At 59.1% G+C, this 17,346-nt stretch carries 17 protein-coding genes; 6 read left to right on the top strand and 11 right to left on the bottom strand.

All coding sequences use genetic code 11. The annotated features are described in order from the left end of the window. Positions 1 to 15: 15 nt before the first annotated feature. On the bottom strand, positions 16 to 639 hold the full coding sequence (locus KW846_RS13295; RefSeq protein ID WP_218482693.1) for a glutathione S-transferase family protein: 624 nt from the start codon (positions 637 to 639) through the stop codon (positions 16 to 18). 43 nt (positions 640 to 682) lie between these two features. Further along, on the bottom strand, positions 683 to 1,342 hold the full coding sequence (locus KW846_RS13290) for a transglutaminase family protein (protein WP_007972358.1): 660 nt from the start codon (positions 1,340 to 1,342) through the stop codon (positions 683 to 685). A 225-nt stretch (positions 1,343 to 1,567) separates the two neighbouring features. Between KW846_RS13290 and KW846_RS13285 the strand changes: the two genes are divergently transcribed. Together KW846_RS13285 and KW846_RS13280 are read left to right on the top strand one after the other, a co-directional pair. Continuing rightward, the gene (locus KW846_RS13285; protein ID WP_218482690.1) at positions 1,568 to 4,015 is read left to right on the top strand and encodes an acyl-CoA dehydrogenase; all 2,448 of its coding nucleotides are present in this window, start codon (positions 1,568 to 1,570) and stop codon (positions 4,013 to 4,015) included. 74 nt (positions 4,016 to 4,089) lie between these two features. Continuing rightward, positions 4,090 to 4,497 carry a PA2817 family protein gene (locus KW846_RS13280; RefSeq protein ID WP_007972361.1) on the top strand — a complete coding sequence of 136 codons (408 nt, stop codon included), beginning with the start codon at positions 4,090 to 4,092 and terminating at the stop codon, positions 4,495 to 4,497. A 71-nt stretch (positions 4,498 to 4,568) separates the two neighbouring features. On the opposite strand, the gene KW846_RS13275 is transcribed toward KW846_RS13280, so the two are convergent. Beyond that, positions 4,569 to 5,567: a LysR family transcriptional regulator gene (locus KW846_RS13275; protein WP_007972362.1), complete on the bottom strand. Its 999-nt coding sequence runs from the start codon at positions 5,565 to 5,567 to the stop codon at positions 4,569 to 4,571. An 89-nt stretch (positions 5,568 to 5,656) separates the two neighbouring features. On the opposite strand from KW846_RS13275, the gene KW846_RS13270 reads away from it, so the two are divergent. The 4 genes from KW846_RS13270 to KW846_RS13255 all read left to right on the top strand — a co-directional run bounded on the left by KW846_RS13270 (position 5,657) and on the right by KW846_RS13255 (position 9,277). Further along, entirely contained in the window at positions 5,657 to 6,283 is a 627-nt protein-coding gene (locus KW846_RS13270) for an alanyl-tRNA editing protein (protein ID WP_218482688.1), read from the top strand. 649 nt (positions 6,284 to 6,932) lie between these two features. Next, entirely contained in the window at positions 6,933 to 8,156 is a 1,224-nt protein-coding gene (locus KW846_RS13265; RefSeq protein ID WP_218482686.1) for a type II and III secretion system protein family protein, read from the top strand. Positions 8,157 to 8,275: 119 nt separating this feature from the next. After that, positions 8,276 to 8,989, top strand: a complete 714-nt coding sequence (locus tag KW846_RS13260; RefSeq protein ID WP_218482684.1) for a tetratricopeptide repeat protein — start codon at positions 8,276 to 8,278, stop codon at positions 8,987 to 8,989. An 18-nt stretch (positions 8,990 to 9,007) separates the two neighbouring features. Continuing rightward, positions 9,008 to 9,277, top strand: a complete 270-nt coding sequence (locus KW846_RS13255; RefSeq protein ID WP_218482683.1) for a DUF3613 domain-containing protein — start codon at positions 9,008 to 9,010, stop codon at positions 9,275 to 9,277. A 199-nt stretch (positions 9,278 to 9,476) separates the two neighbouring features. Here the strand turns inward: KW846_RS13255 and KW846_RS13250 are convergent, their stop codons facing one another. The 8 genes from KW846_RS13250 to cpaB form a co-directional block, all read right to left on the bottom strand. Then, complete coding sequence (locus tag KW846_RS13250) at positions 9,477 to 10,442, bottom strand: type II secretion system F family protein (RefSeq protein ID WP_218482682.1); 966 nt, start codon at positions 10,440 to 10,442, stop codon at positions 9,477 to 9,479. Between the two features lie 29 nt (positions 10,443 to 10,471). Beyond that, a complete protein-coding gene (locus KW846_RS13245; protein WP_218482680.1) occupies positions 10,472 to 11,458 on the bottom strand; it encodes a type II secretion system F family protein in 987 nt (328 codons plus the stop codon). Further along, complete coding sequence (locus KW846_RS13240; RefSeq protein ID WP_218482678.1) at positions 11,455 to 12,897, bottom strand: CpaF family protein; 1,443 nt, start codon at positions 12,895 to 12,897, stop codon at positions 11,455 to 11,457. Before KW846_RS13240 ends, KW846_RS13245 begins: the two co-directional genes overlap by 4 nt. 3 nt (positions 12,898 to 12,900) lie before the next feature. Then, on the bottom strand, positions 12,901 to 14,121 hold the full coding sequence (locus KW846_RS13235) for an AAA family ATPase (RefSeq protein ID WP_218482676.1): 1,221 nt from the start codon (positions 14,119 to 14,121) through the stop codon (positions 12,901 to 12,903). Then, complete coding sequence (locus tag KW846_RS13230) at positions 14,115 to 14,609, bottom strand: TadE/TadG family type IV pilus assembly protein (protein WP_218482674.1); 495 nt, start codon at positions 14,607 to 14,609, stop codon at positions 14,115 to 14,117. Before KW846_RS13230 ends, KW846_RS13235 begins: the two co-directional genes overlap by 7 nt. After that, entirely contained in the window at positions 14,609 to 15,094 is a 486-nt protein-coding gene (locus KW846_RS13225; RefSeq protein WP_218482672.1) for a TadE/TadG family type IV pilus assembly protein, read from the bottom strand. The genes KW846_RS13230 and KW846_RS13225 overlap by 1 nt, the downstream gene beginning before the upstream one ends. 8 nt (positions 15,095 to 15,102) lie before the next feature. After that, positions 15,103 to 16,434 (bottom strand): TadE/TadG family type IV pilus assembly protein, encoded by a 1,332-nt coding sequence (locus KW846_RS13220; RefSeq protein WP_218482670.1) that lies wholly within the window; start codon positions 16,432 to 16,434, stop codon positions 15,103 to 15,105. Between the two features lie 75 nt (positions 16,435 to 16,509). Then, the gene (cpaB, locus tag KW846_RS13215; protein ID WP_218482668.1) at positions 16,510 to 17,334 is read right to left on the bottom strand and encodes a Flp pilus assembly protein CpaB; all 825 of its coding nucleotides are present in this window, start codon (positions 17,332 to 17,334) and stop codon (positions 16,510 to 16,512) included. Positions 17,335 to 17,346 lie beyond the last annotated feature (12 nt).

The raw sequence follows: 17,346 nt of genomic DNA, 5'->3' as shown, positions 1-17,346 counted from the left end.
TGTCGATAGTGAGTATTAAGTCAACGCGGTCATGACCGCCTTTTGATACGCCGGGCGCTGTTTCAACCGCGCGTACCAGGCCTGCAGATGCGGTAGTGGCGCACGCTCGATCGGCATCTCGAACCAGGCATAAATGAAACTGCCCAGGGGAATATCACCCATGCCGATCTCGCTTCCGGACAGGTAGGGCGTGTTCGCCAACGCCTGGTCGGCCATCGCCAGCAGCGTGTCGCATTCCTTGATCGCCGCCTTGATGGCGGGCCAGTCCTGCTGGTCTGCCGGGGTACGCAGCACACCCCAGAATACGGTACGGAACGGGCCGGCAAAGCTTGAGGTGGTCCAGTCCATCCATTTGTCGGCGCTGGCACGGGCTTGCAGATCCGCGGGGTACCAGGCCGTGTCGGCTGCGTGGCGGGCCATCAGGTATCGCACGATGGCGTTGGACTCCCACAACACGAAACCATCGTCCTCGATAACCGGCACTCGACCGTTGGGGTTCATCGCACGGTACTCGGGTGTATCGACGACACCAAAGGCGCCACCGGCATCGATCGCCTCGTAGGCCAGGCCCAGTTCTTCGGCGGCCCACAATGGCTTTCTCACATTCGACGAGTTTTTCCGACCCCAGATCTTCAGCATGACCGCCTCTTTTTCGCTAAGTGGGCAGGCAGCATACGCCGGATCAGGGGCGACTCAAATCGCTCTGCATGTCACCCAACAGCGGTTGCAGTTGCTCACCGAACAGATGCGGATAGCATTTTTCCAGGTGTTCGAAAAAGAACGCTTCAGGGACGTCGGCGAACTGGCCGTGATCGACGAGGTACTCCATCAGCTTCGCACCATCACGGTTGAAGGGATGAAAAACACTGTCGTTGATCCCGTCGAATTCCAGCGGCGCCACATTGAACAGCTCGCAAAGTTTGCGGTTGAACGCCGGCGTCGCCTTGATCCAGCGACCCTGCAAGTAAAACTCGGTGTAGCCGTGCATGGCGAACATGTCGCTCTTGAGCAATTCAAGCAGGCGAGGCGTCGACAAATGATTGCGCACATCCGCCAGGCCGATCCGCGCGGGAATCCCGCAATGCCGCGCTGCACCTGCCAGCAACGTGGCCTTGGGCACGCAGTAACTCTCCCCGGTCGCCAATGCATGACTGCCGCGCAGGGTCTGCGGATCGCGACTGAAGGTGTACGGGTTGTAGCGCACCGCTTCGCGCACGGCGTAATAAAGACTGATCGCCTGTTCAAGCGGATCGCGACTGGCACCGCGGTGTTTTTCGGCGAACTCCACCACAGACGGATGGTCACTATCGATGAAGCGGCCGGGACTCAAGTACTCGTGCATGAGAATAATCTCCAGGGGAAGCCCCGAGTCTAGCGATAGCTTCAGCACAGAGATAACGACGTTTCGGCCAAATATGGGCGCTTTGCCGCTCGTTCAATGAAGGTTTTTCCCACGTGTGCGGCCCATCTGGCCCACGAAAATCATCCTGGGTCACCACCCGCCTGTTTTGCGGATGCCGTCTAAGCTCTGAGGGCTGGTCCGCCCTGGTTTCACGGAGGAATAAATATGCTGCTGTTGTGGATACTGGTTCTGCTGGTCGGTATTGCTTATCTGGCCCACCGCCGCATTGCCCCGCTGCCCGCCCTGGTCATCGTGGCCGCCTATGTCGTGGCCATGGGCGCTTTCAGCCGCGCACCAGGCTGGTTGCTGCTGGTTTTCTGGGTATTGATCGCTGCCGTCGCCGCACCCTTGCTGCTGCCCGACCTGCGTCGCAAATTGTTCAGTGCACCGATGTTCAACTGGTTCCAGAAAACCCTGCCGCCGATGTCGCAAACAGAACGCGATGCCATCGACGCTGGTACGGTGTGGTGGGACGGAGAGCTGTTCAGTGGCCGTCCGGACTGGAGCAAACTGCTGTCCTATCCCAAAGCGCAATTGAACGAAGAAGAACAGGCTTTCATCGACGGGCCGACCGAAACGCTCTGCACCATGGTCAATGAGTGGCAGCTCGGTCAAACCATGGACCTGCCGCCCGAAGCCTGGGCTTTCATCAAGGACAACGGCTTTTTCGCCCTGATCATCCCCAAAGAGTTTGGCGGCAAAGGCTTCTCTGCCTATGCCCACTCGCAAGTGGCGATGAAGCTGGCAAGCCACAGCGGCGACCTCGCCTCCACCGTGATGGTCCCCAACTCCCTCGGCCCGGCCGAATTGTTGCTGCACTACGGCACCGACGAACAACGCAATCATTACCTGCCACGCCTGGCACGCGGCGACGACATCCCGTGCTTTGCCCTGACCGGTCCGCTGGCCGGCTCCGACGCGGGCGGCATGCCGGACTCCGGGGTGATCTGCAAAGGTGAATGGGAAGGCCAGGAGGTTCTCGGCCTGCGCCTGAACTGGGAAAAGCGCTACATCACCCTCGGCCCGGTGGCTACCCTCCTCGGCCTGGCCTTCAAGGCCTATGACCCCGATCACCTGCTGGGCGACAAGGAAGACCTGGGCATCAGCCTGGCGCTGATTCCGACCGACACCGTCGGTGTCGAGATCGGCCGACGGCATCTGCCGCTGGGCGCCGCGTTCATGAATGGCCCGAACTCGGGCAAGGACGTGTTCGTCCCGCTGGAGTTCCTCATTGGCGGCCAGGAAATGCTCGGCAAGGGCTGGATGATGCTGATGAATTGCCTGTCGGTGGGGCGTTCGATTTCCCTGCCGGCGGTGGGCACCGGCATGGCCAAGTTCACCAGCCTGGTGACGGGCCAATACGCGCAGGTTCGCGAGCAGTTCAATGTGCCGATTGCTTCGTTCGAAGGCATCCAGGAAGCCATGGCCCGCATTGGCGGCAATGCCTGGATGATGGACGCCGCCCGCATGCTGACCGCCAATGCAGTCGACCTGGGCGAGAAACCGTCGGTGCTGTCGGCGATTCTCAAGTACCACCTGACCGAGCGCGGCCGCGACTGCATCAGCGATGCCATGGATGTGCACGGCGGCAAGGCGATCATCATGGGGCCGAACAATTACCTGGGCCGTAAATGGAACGGCGCGCCGATTTTTATCACGGTGGAAGGCGCGAACATTCTCTCGCGCAACCTGATGATTTTCGGCCAGGGCGCGATCCGCTGCCATCCCTTCGTGCTCAAGGAAATGGCTCTTGCCGGCCGTGAAGACAAGGATCAGGCGCTCAGAGAGTTCGATGGCCTGCTGCTCAAGCACATCGGTTTTGCCGTGGGCAACGCCGCCAGTACGCTGGTGCTGAATCTCGGTTTCGGGCACCTCGAACACATCCCGGGCGACAAACTCAGCCAGGGTTACTTCCGCGCCCTCAATCGTCAGGCTGCGGCATTCGCCCTGCTCGCTGACCTCAGCATGATGTTGCTGGGCGGCGCACTGAAACGCCGGGAACGCCTGTCCGCACGACTGGGTGACGTACTGAGCAACCTTTACCTGGCCTCTGCCGCACTCAAGCGCTATCACGATCTCGACACACCGGAGTACATGACGCCACTGGTGAGCTGGGCCATGGAAGAAAGCCTGGGGCAGGCGGAACGGGCCATGGATGAGCTGCTGAACAACTTCCCGAACAAAGTCGTGGGCTGCCTGTTGCGGGTGATCGTGTTCCCGTTCGGTCGCCGGCACAAAGGCCCCTCGGACAAACTCGCTGCCGAAGTCGCTGCCTTGATTGGTCGCGCCAAGGGCGACCCAGCCCTGGAGGAATTGCTCCTGGGTTGCTATCGCCCGCAGGCGAGCGACGATCCGGTCGGCGCCTTGCAATACGCCTGCAACCTGTTGAGCGCCGCTCAGCCGCTGCAGAAAAAGCTGCATGTGGCACTCAAGAGCGGCCAGGTCAAACCGCTGGCCGGCGAGTCACTGATCGATGCCGCGCTCGAGGCTGGTGTGTTGCAGCCGGTGGAAGCGCAAACCCTTCGTGAAGCCGAAGCGGCCCGGCGCAAGGTGATCGATGTCGATGACTTTGACCAACAGGCGTTGGCACTGGCCGAGGGAAAAGTCCGCTGATCCCTTCAAACATGTAAAAACGGGCGCGGGCGCTTTATACTCCCGCGCCCGTTTTGCTCTTGAGGACTTATCTCGTGTCCAACATCGTTGCCGATCATCTCGTTTTACTCGACCACCTGCGCAGCATCCTGGTCGCCGTAGGTGAGGCCGAGCAGGTTCCCGACGAAAGCCATGCCTTGTTCCTTGAGCGCTTCGACGAGCTGCTGGCGTTACTGCCTGTCGACCCGATTGAAAGCCAGTACCTGGGCCAGGACATTCTGTGCCAGGTCATCACTCGCTATCCGCAAATCGCGCACCTGGTGCCGCGCGACCTGCTGTGGTATTTCGCCGGTGACTGCCTGCATTACATGCCCGATGATGAAATCGACCTGTACCAGGCCCTGGAAGAGCGTCGCTTCGAAGCCGAACAGAACGACGAACCTTTCGACTGGAACCAGGAAAAGCAGCTGCTGGCGTTGTCGAACCAGGACAGCAAGCACTGATCTGCAAAAGATCGCAGCCTCCGGCAGCTCCTACAGGAACTGCCGAAGGCTGCGATCTTTTTTTTCTACCTTCAAAACAAGCCGTCACTCTCCGGCAGTTCATACTCCGATGGCGACCAGCCCGGACCATTCGACCGACCCGGCTTGCCCAGCGTCGGCTCCTTCGCCAGACATTCCACCAGGTAATCGATCAACACCCGTAGCTTGGGCGGCAGGTATCGGGTTGGCGAATGCAGCAACCAGGCGCCGCCGTGGTAGGACGCCAGAAAGGTCCAGTCCGGCAGCACTTGCACCATCAAACCCTTCTCCAAGGCATGGCGCGCTGTGAAATACGGCAGGCTGCCAATGCCGATGTGCTGCAACACCGCGCCATAACGTACGCCAGTGTGATTGGCGGCATATCGCCCGCGCACACCCACGGTTACCGTCTTGCTGCCTTTCTTGAATTTCCAGCGTGCGTCGCTGGGTGTTTCGCCCAGGTAAATGCAGCTGTGATTGAGCAAGTCATGGGGATGAGTCGGCGTTCCGTGCTCGGCCAGATACTGCGGAGTGGCGCAGAGCATATGATCGATGGTCAGCAACTGCCGCCCCACCAGACCCGCAGGCGGCCGATCGGTGATGCGAATCGCCAGGTCGACATGATCGTCGATCAAATCGACCTGGCGGTCCTCAAGCAACAGCTCCACATCCACCTTGGGATAACGCCGCAAGAACTCCGGCATGTGCGGGTGAATCACGATCCGGCCCACCGCTTTCGGCACGCTGATACGCACCAGCCCCTCGGGTTCATCGGTGAACTGACCACTGACTTCCATCACTGACCGCGCGGCATTGACCATTTCCTGGCACCGCTTGAACACCTCCTCGCCACCGTCGCTCAGACGCAACTTGCGCGTGGTTCGTTGCAGCAACCGGGTGGCGAGCGCCTTCTCCAGGCGCGAAATGCTGCGACTGACCGCCGAGGGCGAGGAGCCCAACTGACGAGCGGCCTCGGAGAAACTGCCCGTCTCGACAACCTTGACGAAAATCGCCATTTCACCCAGCAGCGGCAGAGGAAGATTTATGCTCACAACGCAACAGTCCTTTGATGTTTGCCCGGATTATCACGTATTTACCGACTTTCTATAATAGAAACCGATTACCAATACGAGCCCGGAATATGACGCTGCGCCTTTTTTTCCATAGTGATGAGCTCAAGGCCAACGTGGAAGTCCTGGAATGCACCCCCCACGAAAACGAGTTTGCCGTGGTCTTGCGCGCGACCCTGTTCCACCCCCAGGGCGGTGGACAGCCTTGCGACACTGGTTGGATCGGCGAAAGCCAGGTGCTGCGTGTGGTCCAGGATCCCGAGCGGATCATTCATTTTGTCGATCAGCCGGTAAAAACCGGGATGACGCCAATCCGCGTCGACGAACAACGCCGGCGGTTCAACACGCGCATGCATTCGGCTGGCCATTTGATCGGCCACTTTGTCCAGGCCATGGGTTGGATGCCGATCAAGGCGCATCACTGGCCAGGTGAAGGCCGTGTGCAATTCCAACCGGGCAAATCAGCGCAGGACGTCGAGGCCCAGGTCATCGAGCATGGCATCGGGCAGTGGATCGACCACGACCTGCCGCGCCTGACCTCACTGCGCGAAGGCGCCCGGGAAATCGGCTTCGGTGAACTGCCCGCCTACGGTTGTGGTGGTACCCATGTACGCAGCTTGAAGGATTTGGGCGCGGTCACCATCGCCTCCGTTTCGCAGAAAAAAGGCACGCTGTCCGTCCACTATCTCGTGGACTGAACACTGGGTGTTCGTGGTGGGGTCGGGAAAGACGCCTGATTTTATCGATGCAAAAACATTGCCCTGAACGCAAAAGGCCCGCCAGTCATACTGGCGGGCCTTTTTTTGCTTCAGTACACCTCATCAACATCCGGCAAGCGCGCTGCGCTACGCCCTGCCCGTCCACCTGCCTCCAATTTTTGCACCAATAGTTTTCCTTTCACTCATGGCACTTTGGTTTGATTGAACTAACGTCAAACCATAAGAAGTCATAACGGCTCGAATTTCCACGTTAGCTTCAGTGATCAGATAGCGGATTGGCAAAAGGAGTTACCTCACTATGATCCTGGCAGGCGTTTTCCGGCTCTGTAGCTGCATTGCCGATAACTTTCAGGGAAAACCAGGACAGCGGACAGCGCCGTCCATGGCCGCGAGTATCGCTCTTGCCGGCAGCCCGGGTCACCGGATCATTGAAAACCGTTTCAGCAAAGGTCGCTCGCTATCCAGCCAGATCAGCGAATTGCGCCCGCTCGTGTGTAGCACGCAAGGAATAACGCCTGGGCCATGGATGAGTGGCCTGGCGCATTGGGGGGGATAGTCCGATCCCCGTGAAGTGATCCGAGACAACTCAGTCCGCCTAAAGACGGTCTATCCAGTGAGGATGTACTTAATGAGCCTTCGTACCGCGCCCACTTTCAAGCGATTTTTCCATGGCCTGCTCTGGATGGGCCTCAGCGTAGAAGCCGCTCAGGCCGCGCCGGCCAATTGTCCGCAACTGGACAATTGGCCGACAACGTACGAGGTCGGTCAGGGACTGCAGAATGAACTGCGCAGCCCCGTTCCGGTAACGCAACTGGCGGTGGGTGACCCGAAAATTGCCGACGTGCAACCCAGCGGCAGCAACGCGTTCATACTCACGGGCATTGCGCCGGGGACCACCAGCCTGATGGTCTGGACCGCCTGTTCGAAAACACCGCGCCAAGCCATGGTGTTCGTCAAGGGCAGGGCCACGTCGGCGCTGACCAGCGTACCGTCGGTGCCTTCCGACGACCCGTTGCTGCCGAGCCAGGTGCAGACCGATGTCCGCTTCGTTGAAGTCAGCCGGACCAAACTCAAGGAAGCCTCCGCCTCGATTTTCGGCGTCCGGGGCAACTGGCTGTTCGGCTCGCCGAGAACCTTGCCCACCATCGGCGGCATAGTCACGCCGGCGATACCGGTGAGAAACGACCAGTTCAACCTCACGTTTGCTACCGGCAGTACCCTGGTGGCGATCAACGCGCTGGAAGGCAGCGGTTTCGCCTACACCCTGGCGCGACCAAGCCTGGTTGCGCTCAGCGGGCAAAGTGCGAGCTTCCTGGCCGGCGGTGAAGTACCGATTCCAGTGCCCAGTTCAGGCAGCGATAACGTGTCCATCGAGTACAAGGAATTCGGTATACGCCTGACCCTGACGCCAACCATCGTCGGGAAAAACCGTATTGCACTGAAGGTCGCGCCGGAAGTCAGTGAACTGGATTTCAGCAACGCAGTGAGCATCGCCGGCACGGTTGTCCCGGCCCTGACCGTTCGCCGTACCGATACCAGCATCTCCCTGGCCGACGGCGAAAGCTTCGTCATCAGCGGCCTGATCAGCACCCACAACGACTCCCAGGTGAACAAGTTTCCGGGGTTGGGCGATATTCCGATTCTGGGCGCGTTTTTCCGCGACAACACCATCAACCGTGAAGAGCGCGAACTGCTGATGATCGTCACCCCGCATCTGGTCCAGCCATTGGCTGCCAATGCACAACTACCGACACTGCCTGGCGAACAGCTGCGCAATTACGACCCGAACTTCTACCGCATGTTCTTCCTGGAAAATGGTGACTTCGACAGTCTCAGCGGACTCTCGCAATGAAACGAAGACTGAACCAGACTCGCCTCGCCCTGACTCGTAACGGTGACTTTGAGCGTTTGCCGGGCCAGCCTTATTGCCATTGGCCAGGCGTTCAACCTGTTGTCGCCAGAGGACCTTCGATGAAAGCAGTCATTGCAATAGCGGCGACATTAATGCTCGCAGGTTGTGCCAGCAATGGCATGCCTTCGCGACCGGGTAGCTGTGCCAAGCCCGGTTCGGAGCAAGAACTGGCCCTGAACCTGGCCGACAACATGGCCGAAGAAGGCCGTTTGTATGCCAGCCTGGCGAATCTGGAAGGATTGCCCGATAACCTGGTCCAGGTTCGCCTGCGCAAGGCTCGGGTGCTGCGCTTGATGGGGCGTAGCGGCGACGCGCAGCCGTTGTACGAAAGCTTGCTCGGCACCTGTCTGGCGGCTGAAGGGGAACATGGCCTGGGCCAGTTGGCCGCCGCCAGAAATGATAACGCCACCGCTGCCATTCACCTTGAGCGTGCGGTGAAGATGGCCCCCACCGACGACAAGATGCGAAATGACCTGGGGGTCGTCTACCTCAATCAGCGACGGATCCCTGAAGCACGCTTTGAGTTCATGACGGCCATGGAGCTCAAGCAGGCAAACACACTGGCGGCACTCAATTTGGTGACGTTGCTGATCTATCAGGATAACTGGAAGGCGGCAGCCGAACTCGTGACTCGCGCCGACTTGAGCCCCAAGCAAGTCGTAGAAGCCCAAACCCGCGCGGAAAAACTCAAGGCTTCCGCCCGAAAAGTGGTGGCTACCGATGGCAATCGCAAGACTGAGGTAGCCGATGCCTCTACCAGTGCGAACAAGTAGAACATACGAGGAGTCGAGATGAAGACCAAAAGGCTGTTGATCGGGTGCATGGCTTGCCTGTCCACCACTGCCTGGGCCATTGAGCCGGGCCCTTCTTCGCCGTATCAACAAGGCACCGAACAGTGGTTGCAGCTGCAGATTCGCGGCGTGGTTGCCTCCCCTCACCTGCAAACCGCTTCGGCCACCGAACGTGACCTAGCCATGCAGCGCTGGCTGAACAGCTTCAACTACCCGATTCCGGAATTTTATGACCAAGATACAGCGGGACAGATGACCATCGGCAACTGAGGCATATCGATGGGTGATCAGCTTCTGGCGTAGTTCAGAGTGGCCTGGCTAGAAAGCCAGGCTCAATCACGTGTGCAGGAAAATACAGTCCAGGTATTAAAAGGTGGAGCAGGCGATGGGAGTGAATACACTCCGCTCACCTGCTCCACCCCGTTCTTATGCAGTACAGCCAACTTGTTCGACAGCAAACCACTCCTGCTCACATACCGAATGCTCTGATCACCCCGATCAGGGCAGGGCCAATAGCGACCAGAAAGAAGCTCGGCCATAGACAGAAAATCAGTGGAAATATCAACTTGGTACCTATTTTTGCCCCCATCTCTTCGGCAACCTGCGTACGCCGGTCGCGGAACTCATCGGCATAGATACGCAAGGTGTCAGCCACACTAGTACCAAAGCGGATACTCTGCGCCAACAGACTGACCAGCCCTTGTACGTCATCCAGGCCAGTGCGTACGGCCAGTTGTTTGAGTGCCTCGGTACTGGAAATGCCCGCGCGGATTTGCGCATTGACCAGGGCCAGTTCTTCAGCCAGCTCGACCTGACTGACAGACATCTCTTCAGCCACCCGTTCGATGGTCGTGGGCAGGGCCAGGCCTGACTCCACGCACACCACCATCAGATCCAGTGCATCCGGAAACCCGGCACGCAGCCGACCTTGTCGCAGCTGCTTGCGCTTTCCGACATACAGCGCCGGCACCAACCATCCGATAGCGGCTACCATGACCACCAACAGCAGCCCCATGTTCAGGGAAACCTTGGGAATCAACGGCAACAACAGCAACGCAATACCGATCAATAACAATGGCAACATCAAGCGTACCGCCCAGTAGATTTGCACCGCAGACGAGGAACGGTATCCCGCATGCATCAACAGGGTCTGGGTGGCGGACGTCTGAGCCGATTCGGCCGAGCCAAAACGCTCGCCAACCCGCTCCAGCAACAGTTGCAGATTACTCGGGGCGTCTTGCCCGGCGGTGTTGCCTAAATGACCACGCTTGATCAGCGCCAGACGACGCTGCACGGGATCCTGAAGCCCCATCATCAGCAAGATCACGGCGCCAACCGCAAATACCGTACTCACCCCGATCGCACCAAGGAACAACAGGCGCGCTATCTCCTCGTTCCCGGTGACCCGACTGAACAACCCGAGCAAAAAGTCCATGACCTGTACCTCCCGGTAGCGAATACAGCTTAAACCTGAATCCGAACGATTTTGCGTATCCAGAAAATCCCGATCAACATGGCGCTGAACGCCCCGATAATCATCCGGCGGCCGATGGGATCATTGATCAGCATAGGCATGTACTTCGGGGTGGTGATAAAGATCACGATCGCCAGCACAAAGGGAACCGCCACCAGCACCCAGGCCGACATACGCCCTTCCGCTGATAGGGTTTTGACTTTGCGCTGAAAGCGGAAGCGCCCGCGAATCAGCCGACTCAGACGCTCCAGCACCTCGGTCAGATTGCCGCCGGTCTCGCGATGGATAAGGATCGAGGTCACCAGCATCATCACCGTCATGCTTGGCATCCTCTCCAGCAGGCCGAGCATGGCCCGGCGCACATCGTTGCCATAGTTGATATCGGCGAAGGTCAGGCCGAACTCATGAGCCACCGGTCCCTTATGCTCCTCGGCCACCAGGCGCAGGGTTTCGTTGAAGGGGTGCCCGGCGCGCAAAGCGCGGCACATGGAATCCAGCGCATCCGGCAGGCCTTCCTCGAACGCAGCGAAACGCTTGGCTCGGTCGCGAAATATTTTCAGTATGGGTAACCAGAAAATCGCGAACCCCGCCACCATCGCTATCCACCAGACTGACGAAACCATCCAGATCAAGATACCCGTCAAGCCCCCCAGCACCAGCCCGAGCAGCAATACCCGATAGGCCCGGTATTCGTGCCCGGACTGCTCAATCATTTGCGTCAATGCCTCCATCAAGGGCAGCTGTTCAAGCCTGGCCTCCAAGGGCGACAAACGCGTCAGGTATTTCTGTCGCAACACAGTCTGCATGCTGGACTGATTGTTGGCTTTCTCCAGTACATGCAAGCGGCCACGAATGCGCTTGCGCATCTTGCCGGCCTCGCCGAACACCGGCACCGCCACGCCCTGGGACAAGAGGAAGACGGCAATAAACACCATGCCGAGGAACATCAGAATGAATTCACCAGGAACCTGGTTCATGACTGCCGCGCCTCCATCCACTCAGGCCTGAACATCGCAAGCGGCAACTCGATACCGCGCTTGGCCAGCACATCGCGGAAGGCGGGGATCATGCCGCTGGGCCGAAAATCACCGAGTACCTCGCCGTTTTCGCTCACGCCGTGGCGCACGAAGGAGAAGATTTCGGTCATGGTAATGATCTCGCCCTCCATGCCGTTGATCTCCTGCACACTAACCAGGCGGCGCTTGCCGTCCTCCTGACGTTCCAGCTGGATGACCACTCCGATGGCCGAAGCGATCTGTTGGCGCATGGCCTTGATCGGAAAGGTCGCCCCGGTCATCGACACCATGTTCTCGATTCGCCCCAATGCATCGCGTGCGGTGTTGGCGTGGATCGTGGTCAGCGAACCGTCGTGACCGGTGTTCATCGCTGTCAACATGTCCAGCGCCTCGGCGCCGCGCACTTCGCCGATCACAATGCGGTCAGGACGCATCCGCAGGCTGTTGCGCACCAACTCCCGCTGGCTCACCTCGCCGCGCCCCTCGATATTCGAAGGCCGGGTTTCCAGGCGTACCACGTGGGGCTGTTGCAACTGCAGTTCGGCTGAGTCTTCGATGGTAACGATCCGCTCGTTGTGCGGGATGAAACTGGACAGCACATTGAGCATGGTGGTCTTGCCGCTACCGGTACCGCCGGAAATCAACACGTTCAAGCGCCCGCGCACTATCGCCTTGAGCAGCAGGGCAATGGCCGGGGTCAACGCCCCCACCTGGATCAGGCTGTCGGTATTGAGCAGGTCCACCGCAAAGCGCCGGATCGACATGCTCGGGCCGTCGATGGCCAGCGGGGGGATAATCGCGTTGACCCGCGAACCGTCCTTGAGCCGGGCGTCCACCAAGGGTGAAGACTCGTCGATACGCCGACCCAGGCTGGAGACGATGCGGTCAATAATGTTCAGCAAATGCCGATCATCGCGAAAACGCACATCGGTGCGTTGCAGCTTGCCGAAGCGCTCGACATACACTGAGTCATGCCGGTTGACCAAAATGTCGGACACAGTGTGATCGGCCAGCAGCGGTTCCAGAGGCCCCAGACCGAGCACCTCGTCGGTGATCTGCTTGATGATCAACTGGCGGCTGGAAGTACTCACCGGTGCCGAGTATTCATCGAGCAGGCGCTGGCAAATATCGCGAATCTGCCGCGCGGCCTCAGCCTGTTCAAGGGAGTCCAGCAAGGACAGGTCCATGACCTTGAGCAATTGCTGGTAGATCTTTTCTCGCCACTCGGCCTCCACCGGGGTGACCTGACTTTTGGTTTCGTAAAGAACGTCCGGCGTTGCACGTTCCCACGCCATTATTTCCTCGGCCGGATCCGGCAGATCGTCACCCGGCTGGTTAGCCGACGATGAGGAGGGTTTACCGGACTGTTTACGCAAGCGGTTACGAAAGTCGCTGATCATGGGTCACCCCCCGAAAAAACGGTTGAAGGCGCGTTTGAGCACGCCTTTTTTTCCAGCCATCTGATTGCCGACCAGGTCATCGGCCACGTTGCGCAGGGCAGCGGTGATCGCCGCCTTCGGCGCATGCAGCTCCAGCGGCACGCCAGTGTTCTGGCTCTGGCTGACCAGGTTGAAGTCGTTGGGTAATTTCGACAGATTCGTGCAGCGCAGCGCCTCGCCGATATCCTTGAGGCTGACCGCTGCCGTCTTGTCATAGCGGTTGACCACGATCTGCAATTGATCCCCTCGCACGCCCAGATCTTCGCGAAGAATCCGCACAAGGGAGCTGGCATCGCGCAGATGGCTGACACTCTGCTGCACCACCACGTACACCCGATCCACCTGTTCCAGTACGGAGCCGGTGAGGTGGTCGATTTGCCGTGGCAGATCGATCACTACCCAGTCATAGCTGGCGCGGGCCAACTGCATCAAAGTATCAAGTTGCTCGGGCTGGGCATCCTGCGGCAGGCACAGCTCACCGGCCCGTCCACCCAGTACATGCAAAGTCGGGCTGAAGTGGCTGCAAAAACCCCGTAGCGCGACACTGTCCATACCGTCGATCTGATGCAACACCTCAAGATGGCTGTGGGTTTGCGCCACATCCAGGTAATGCGTCACGCTGCCAAATTGCAGGTCCATGTCCAGCAACAGGGTACTGCCACCCTTCATGCTGAGCTGCTGAGCCAGGTTGCAGGCCAGCATGGTGCCGCCGGATCCGCCCTTGGCGCTGATCACGGCGAGCAATTTCCCTTCTGTCCCGCTGCCGGTCCGAACCTCCATGACCAGGCGATTCAAGGCGGCGACCAGTTCCGTCTCGGCGACGGGCTCCGGCAGCACGTCACGGGCGCCAGCCTGCATCGCCAGGCGCATGCCTTCCTGTTCGCTCAGCAGTCCGCACACCAGCATCGGCGGACGCTCATGGGCCGGGCGCTGCAACAGTGCCGCCAGCTCCTCGCGCCACAGATGGCTGACGCGCAACAGCAACAGATCGGGCATCCGGTCCAGACCGTAGAGCGGGTCGACATGCCCGTTGCTCACCAGCCGAGTACTCACCTCCAGGCTGGGCATGCGTTGGCAGACGCCTTGCAAGTCGCGCAACGACGTGGCATCACGGCTGCTGATCAGCAACCGTAGCCCGGCTTTGCCGGTCGAGGTAGAGGCTGGAGTTTCCTTGGTATTCAGCATGGCGTGATCTCCCCGGAATCGGAATGACGCCCGAGGCTTTCACGCGGCAACGTTGCCTGGAATGTAGGCAGGGTAATGGACACGCCGAACCCGGGAATGAACAGTTTGTATACGAAGTCTGGCAGACTCATCCGGACATAGCGGATTGCACGAAAACCGTTGGCGCTGACAGTGTCAGCGGGGTTGGTCACCAGAGCACCGTTTACGTCCAGATAGGTCAACTCCAGTTTGGCGGTGGCCAGATCGCCGATCAGCTTGCTATTACCTGTATCGCCCGCCGCGTTGAAGATCGCCCGCTGCAACACCACCGCATCGTTGATATTGCACACCGCCGCTAGGCGCGTACCACGGCGCACGACTTCGTCCAGCGCATTGACCGTGAAATACAGGCGGCCCATTTCCAATACGCCGAACAATAGCGTGAACACCAGCAGACCAACGATGGCGAACTCCACCGTATAGGTGCCGCGCATATGTTTTCTATTCATCACAGAGCCCTCATCACGGTAGTGGCAACCAGCGGAATGCCCAGTGCAATCTGATTACCAAAAAAACCGGGAAGCGCTCCGGCGCACTTGCCAGCGCCAATCACCGGGCAGAACGTATAAGTGATGGTGACCCGCACATGGTCAGTGCCCTCTGGGGCGACGACCACGTTGTCAGTTGTCAACGTTGACAACACCTTAGTCTCAGGGCCGGTGTCGACAGGCACGCCAAACACCGCAACGTTTTTCGTCTGGATCTGCAGCGTATCGCTCAGAGCGACCTTGCCAAGCGTTGAGTCCCAGGCCTGGCTGGCGACAAAACGGTCAGCATCGCGACTGGCCTGCAGCAGCAGGTTGTACTGATAGAGCATGCGGCCGAACTCACCGAAGGCCAGCATCAGCAACAGCAACACCGGCAGGACGAGAGTAAATTCCACTATGGCCAAGCCTTGCTGGCGCAGGGGATCTTTAAACGAGTGAAGTCTCATGACGCCTCCTACGAGTCAGTGCTCGGAGTGCCGCTGCCGAGATATGTTTTGTAGAGCTGAATGATCTGCGGGCCGGCATCGGTTGACGGCGAGGGGCCGGCCACGTTGTCACCTTCACAATCTTTCACGAACTGGCCAAAGATCTGCGAGTTCGTGCCACCTTTATCCATGGGCTGCACCACGAAATAGCAGCCAAAACCGAGAACGGGGATCGAGGTTGAACCGTTCTGTTTCCCGGTGCAGTCGCCCACCACGACTTTCAGCATGCGGCGCTCGAACACCCCGTTACCCTCACAGTCACTGCCGGACCCAGCCACACACGCGGCAACGCTCGCACGCCAGTCGTTGTAGTCCAGTATCGCGTTACCGCCTGCTGTGAGATTGCCGTTACTCGAGGTGACGGGTTGCCCGTTGTACCTCGCAGGCGGCTTGACTGAGTCGTCGTAAGTCATCTCGGGGGTGCTGGACGCTGTCACCAGATCCGGTGGATAGACCGAGGCACTGACCGAGCCTTTGTAGATGCCGAAGCGCGTATTCAGGCCTTGAGAGGCAGGTCCGACCTTGTTGCCAGGGTCAGTCAGGACATCGTCCCCCACATTACGACATTCCTTGTGACCTCCGGCCATGCCCTCGAGAATTTTCCCAAGATTGAGCAGTTGATAGTTACCTGGACCAATGTCGTCGGTCGATTTTCCGGCACCCGTCTTCAATACCTGCAAATCACCAAATTGAAAGCCCCAGAACATGCCAGCGGCCGGGTTGTTTTTAGACTTATCGCCACAGATCATCAAGGGCGCGAGATCGCAGGGGCTGGTAGGGCTGGGTCCAGCGGTGGCAATCGCCGCCACCGCTTTGGTTCCCAAGCCTCCAGAGCCGAATACCTGAGCGAAGTTCCAGAAGAATCCCGTCAGGTTAAAACTCGGTACCGATACCCGTACGTATTTGGCATCCGCCGGCCCAGGAAAGGTGAAAGGTCCATAAACGCTACTTGATAGTTCCACCACAGCAAATCCATCCACGTTGCCAGCTATGGCCGCTGCCAACTCTTGGTTACCCGTGGCCTTTTTATTTTCCATCAGCGTATTGAGAGCGGCAGTCTTTGTCGCGTTGGCAATATTGCCCCCCCCTCCCACCTGACTCAGAGTTTTGGCGCCACTCAGAGCGGCGGCATCCACCGCATTCTGTAGGCGCGTTTTGTTCAGCATCATATGCCCGCCGTCCAAAGCCAACGCCGCCATCATGGCCATCGCCGCCAATGCGAACACCATCAATACACTGACCGATCCTTCCTGGCGCCTTGGCGTCGAAGTGAACGGCCTTTGAATACGAAGATTCATCATCAAGCCCTCGATTGCCGATACTGATCCGGATCGGCTCCGCCAATACCCTGATGCCCGGATACCGATTGCGCCCTGTCAGCGAATGTTGACTACTTTGGCTTCGATCCCGCGGATAATGGTGATACCCCTGCCCTCACCACTGCTGCGCTGTACCACACGTTTTGGTGCCTCGGCGGTGGCCACAGCCATGGCCGGGGTAGCAGGTGCAAAAGGCGTAGCTGGCGCCACAGTCGCGATTTTTTTCTCGGCGTTCAGCGGGTTTCGCAAGGTCAATTGCAATTTCCCTTCCGATTGCGCCGTGACCAGGGTTTCAGCCTCTGCGGTCGTCATCTCCAGCGTCACTGCACGCACCACCACAGGCTGGGTTTTGTCGGTACCTGCAGTCTGGTCCACCGCCAACACCCGCAAATTCTCGAGAATGGTCCTGGACACAGCGTTACTGCCGGCACTCTCCATGCGTTTGGTCGCCAGTACATCGACCCGGTTACCCGGCAACAGGAATCCGCCCACGCCAACCACATCGTCCACACGTACCGATATCGCGCGTTTGTCAGGAGCAATCAAAGAGGCCAGGGTGCTGCCCCCCAGGTGCTCACTCAGACGCGCGCCTCGCAAAATGTCGCCCCTGAGAATGTCGAAGGTTGCAATCTTGCCCACTGCTTTTTCGCTGGCATCGAAGGCATCGCTCGGGATCGTATCCATGGGCATGCGTACGGTCGTGACCTGCTGGGGCTCGACCTTCTGCCCGAAAGGAATCTCTACTGTGGCGACCACCACGCTTCGAAGGTGGTCATCCGGGCTGGCATTGAGCCGCGCGCTCAGCCAGGAGTCGGCCATCCATGCAGCCCCAAGGCCCATGACCAGGGAAACGCCTATCAAGGTAAGAGTACGAGAGCTCATGTCAGTATCTCC

Source organism: Pseudomonas sp. PDM32, assembly GCF_019219225.1.
Classification (GTDB): Bacteria; Pseudomonadota; Gammaproteobacteria; order Pseudomonadales; family Pseudomonadaceae; genus Aquipseudomonas; species Aquipseudomonas laurylsulfatiphila.
The sequence above is the reverse complement of the archived record's forward strand: the minus strand, read 5'-3'. Positions and strand labels throughout refer to the sequence as shown.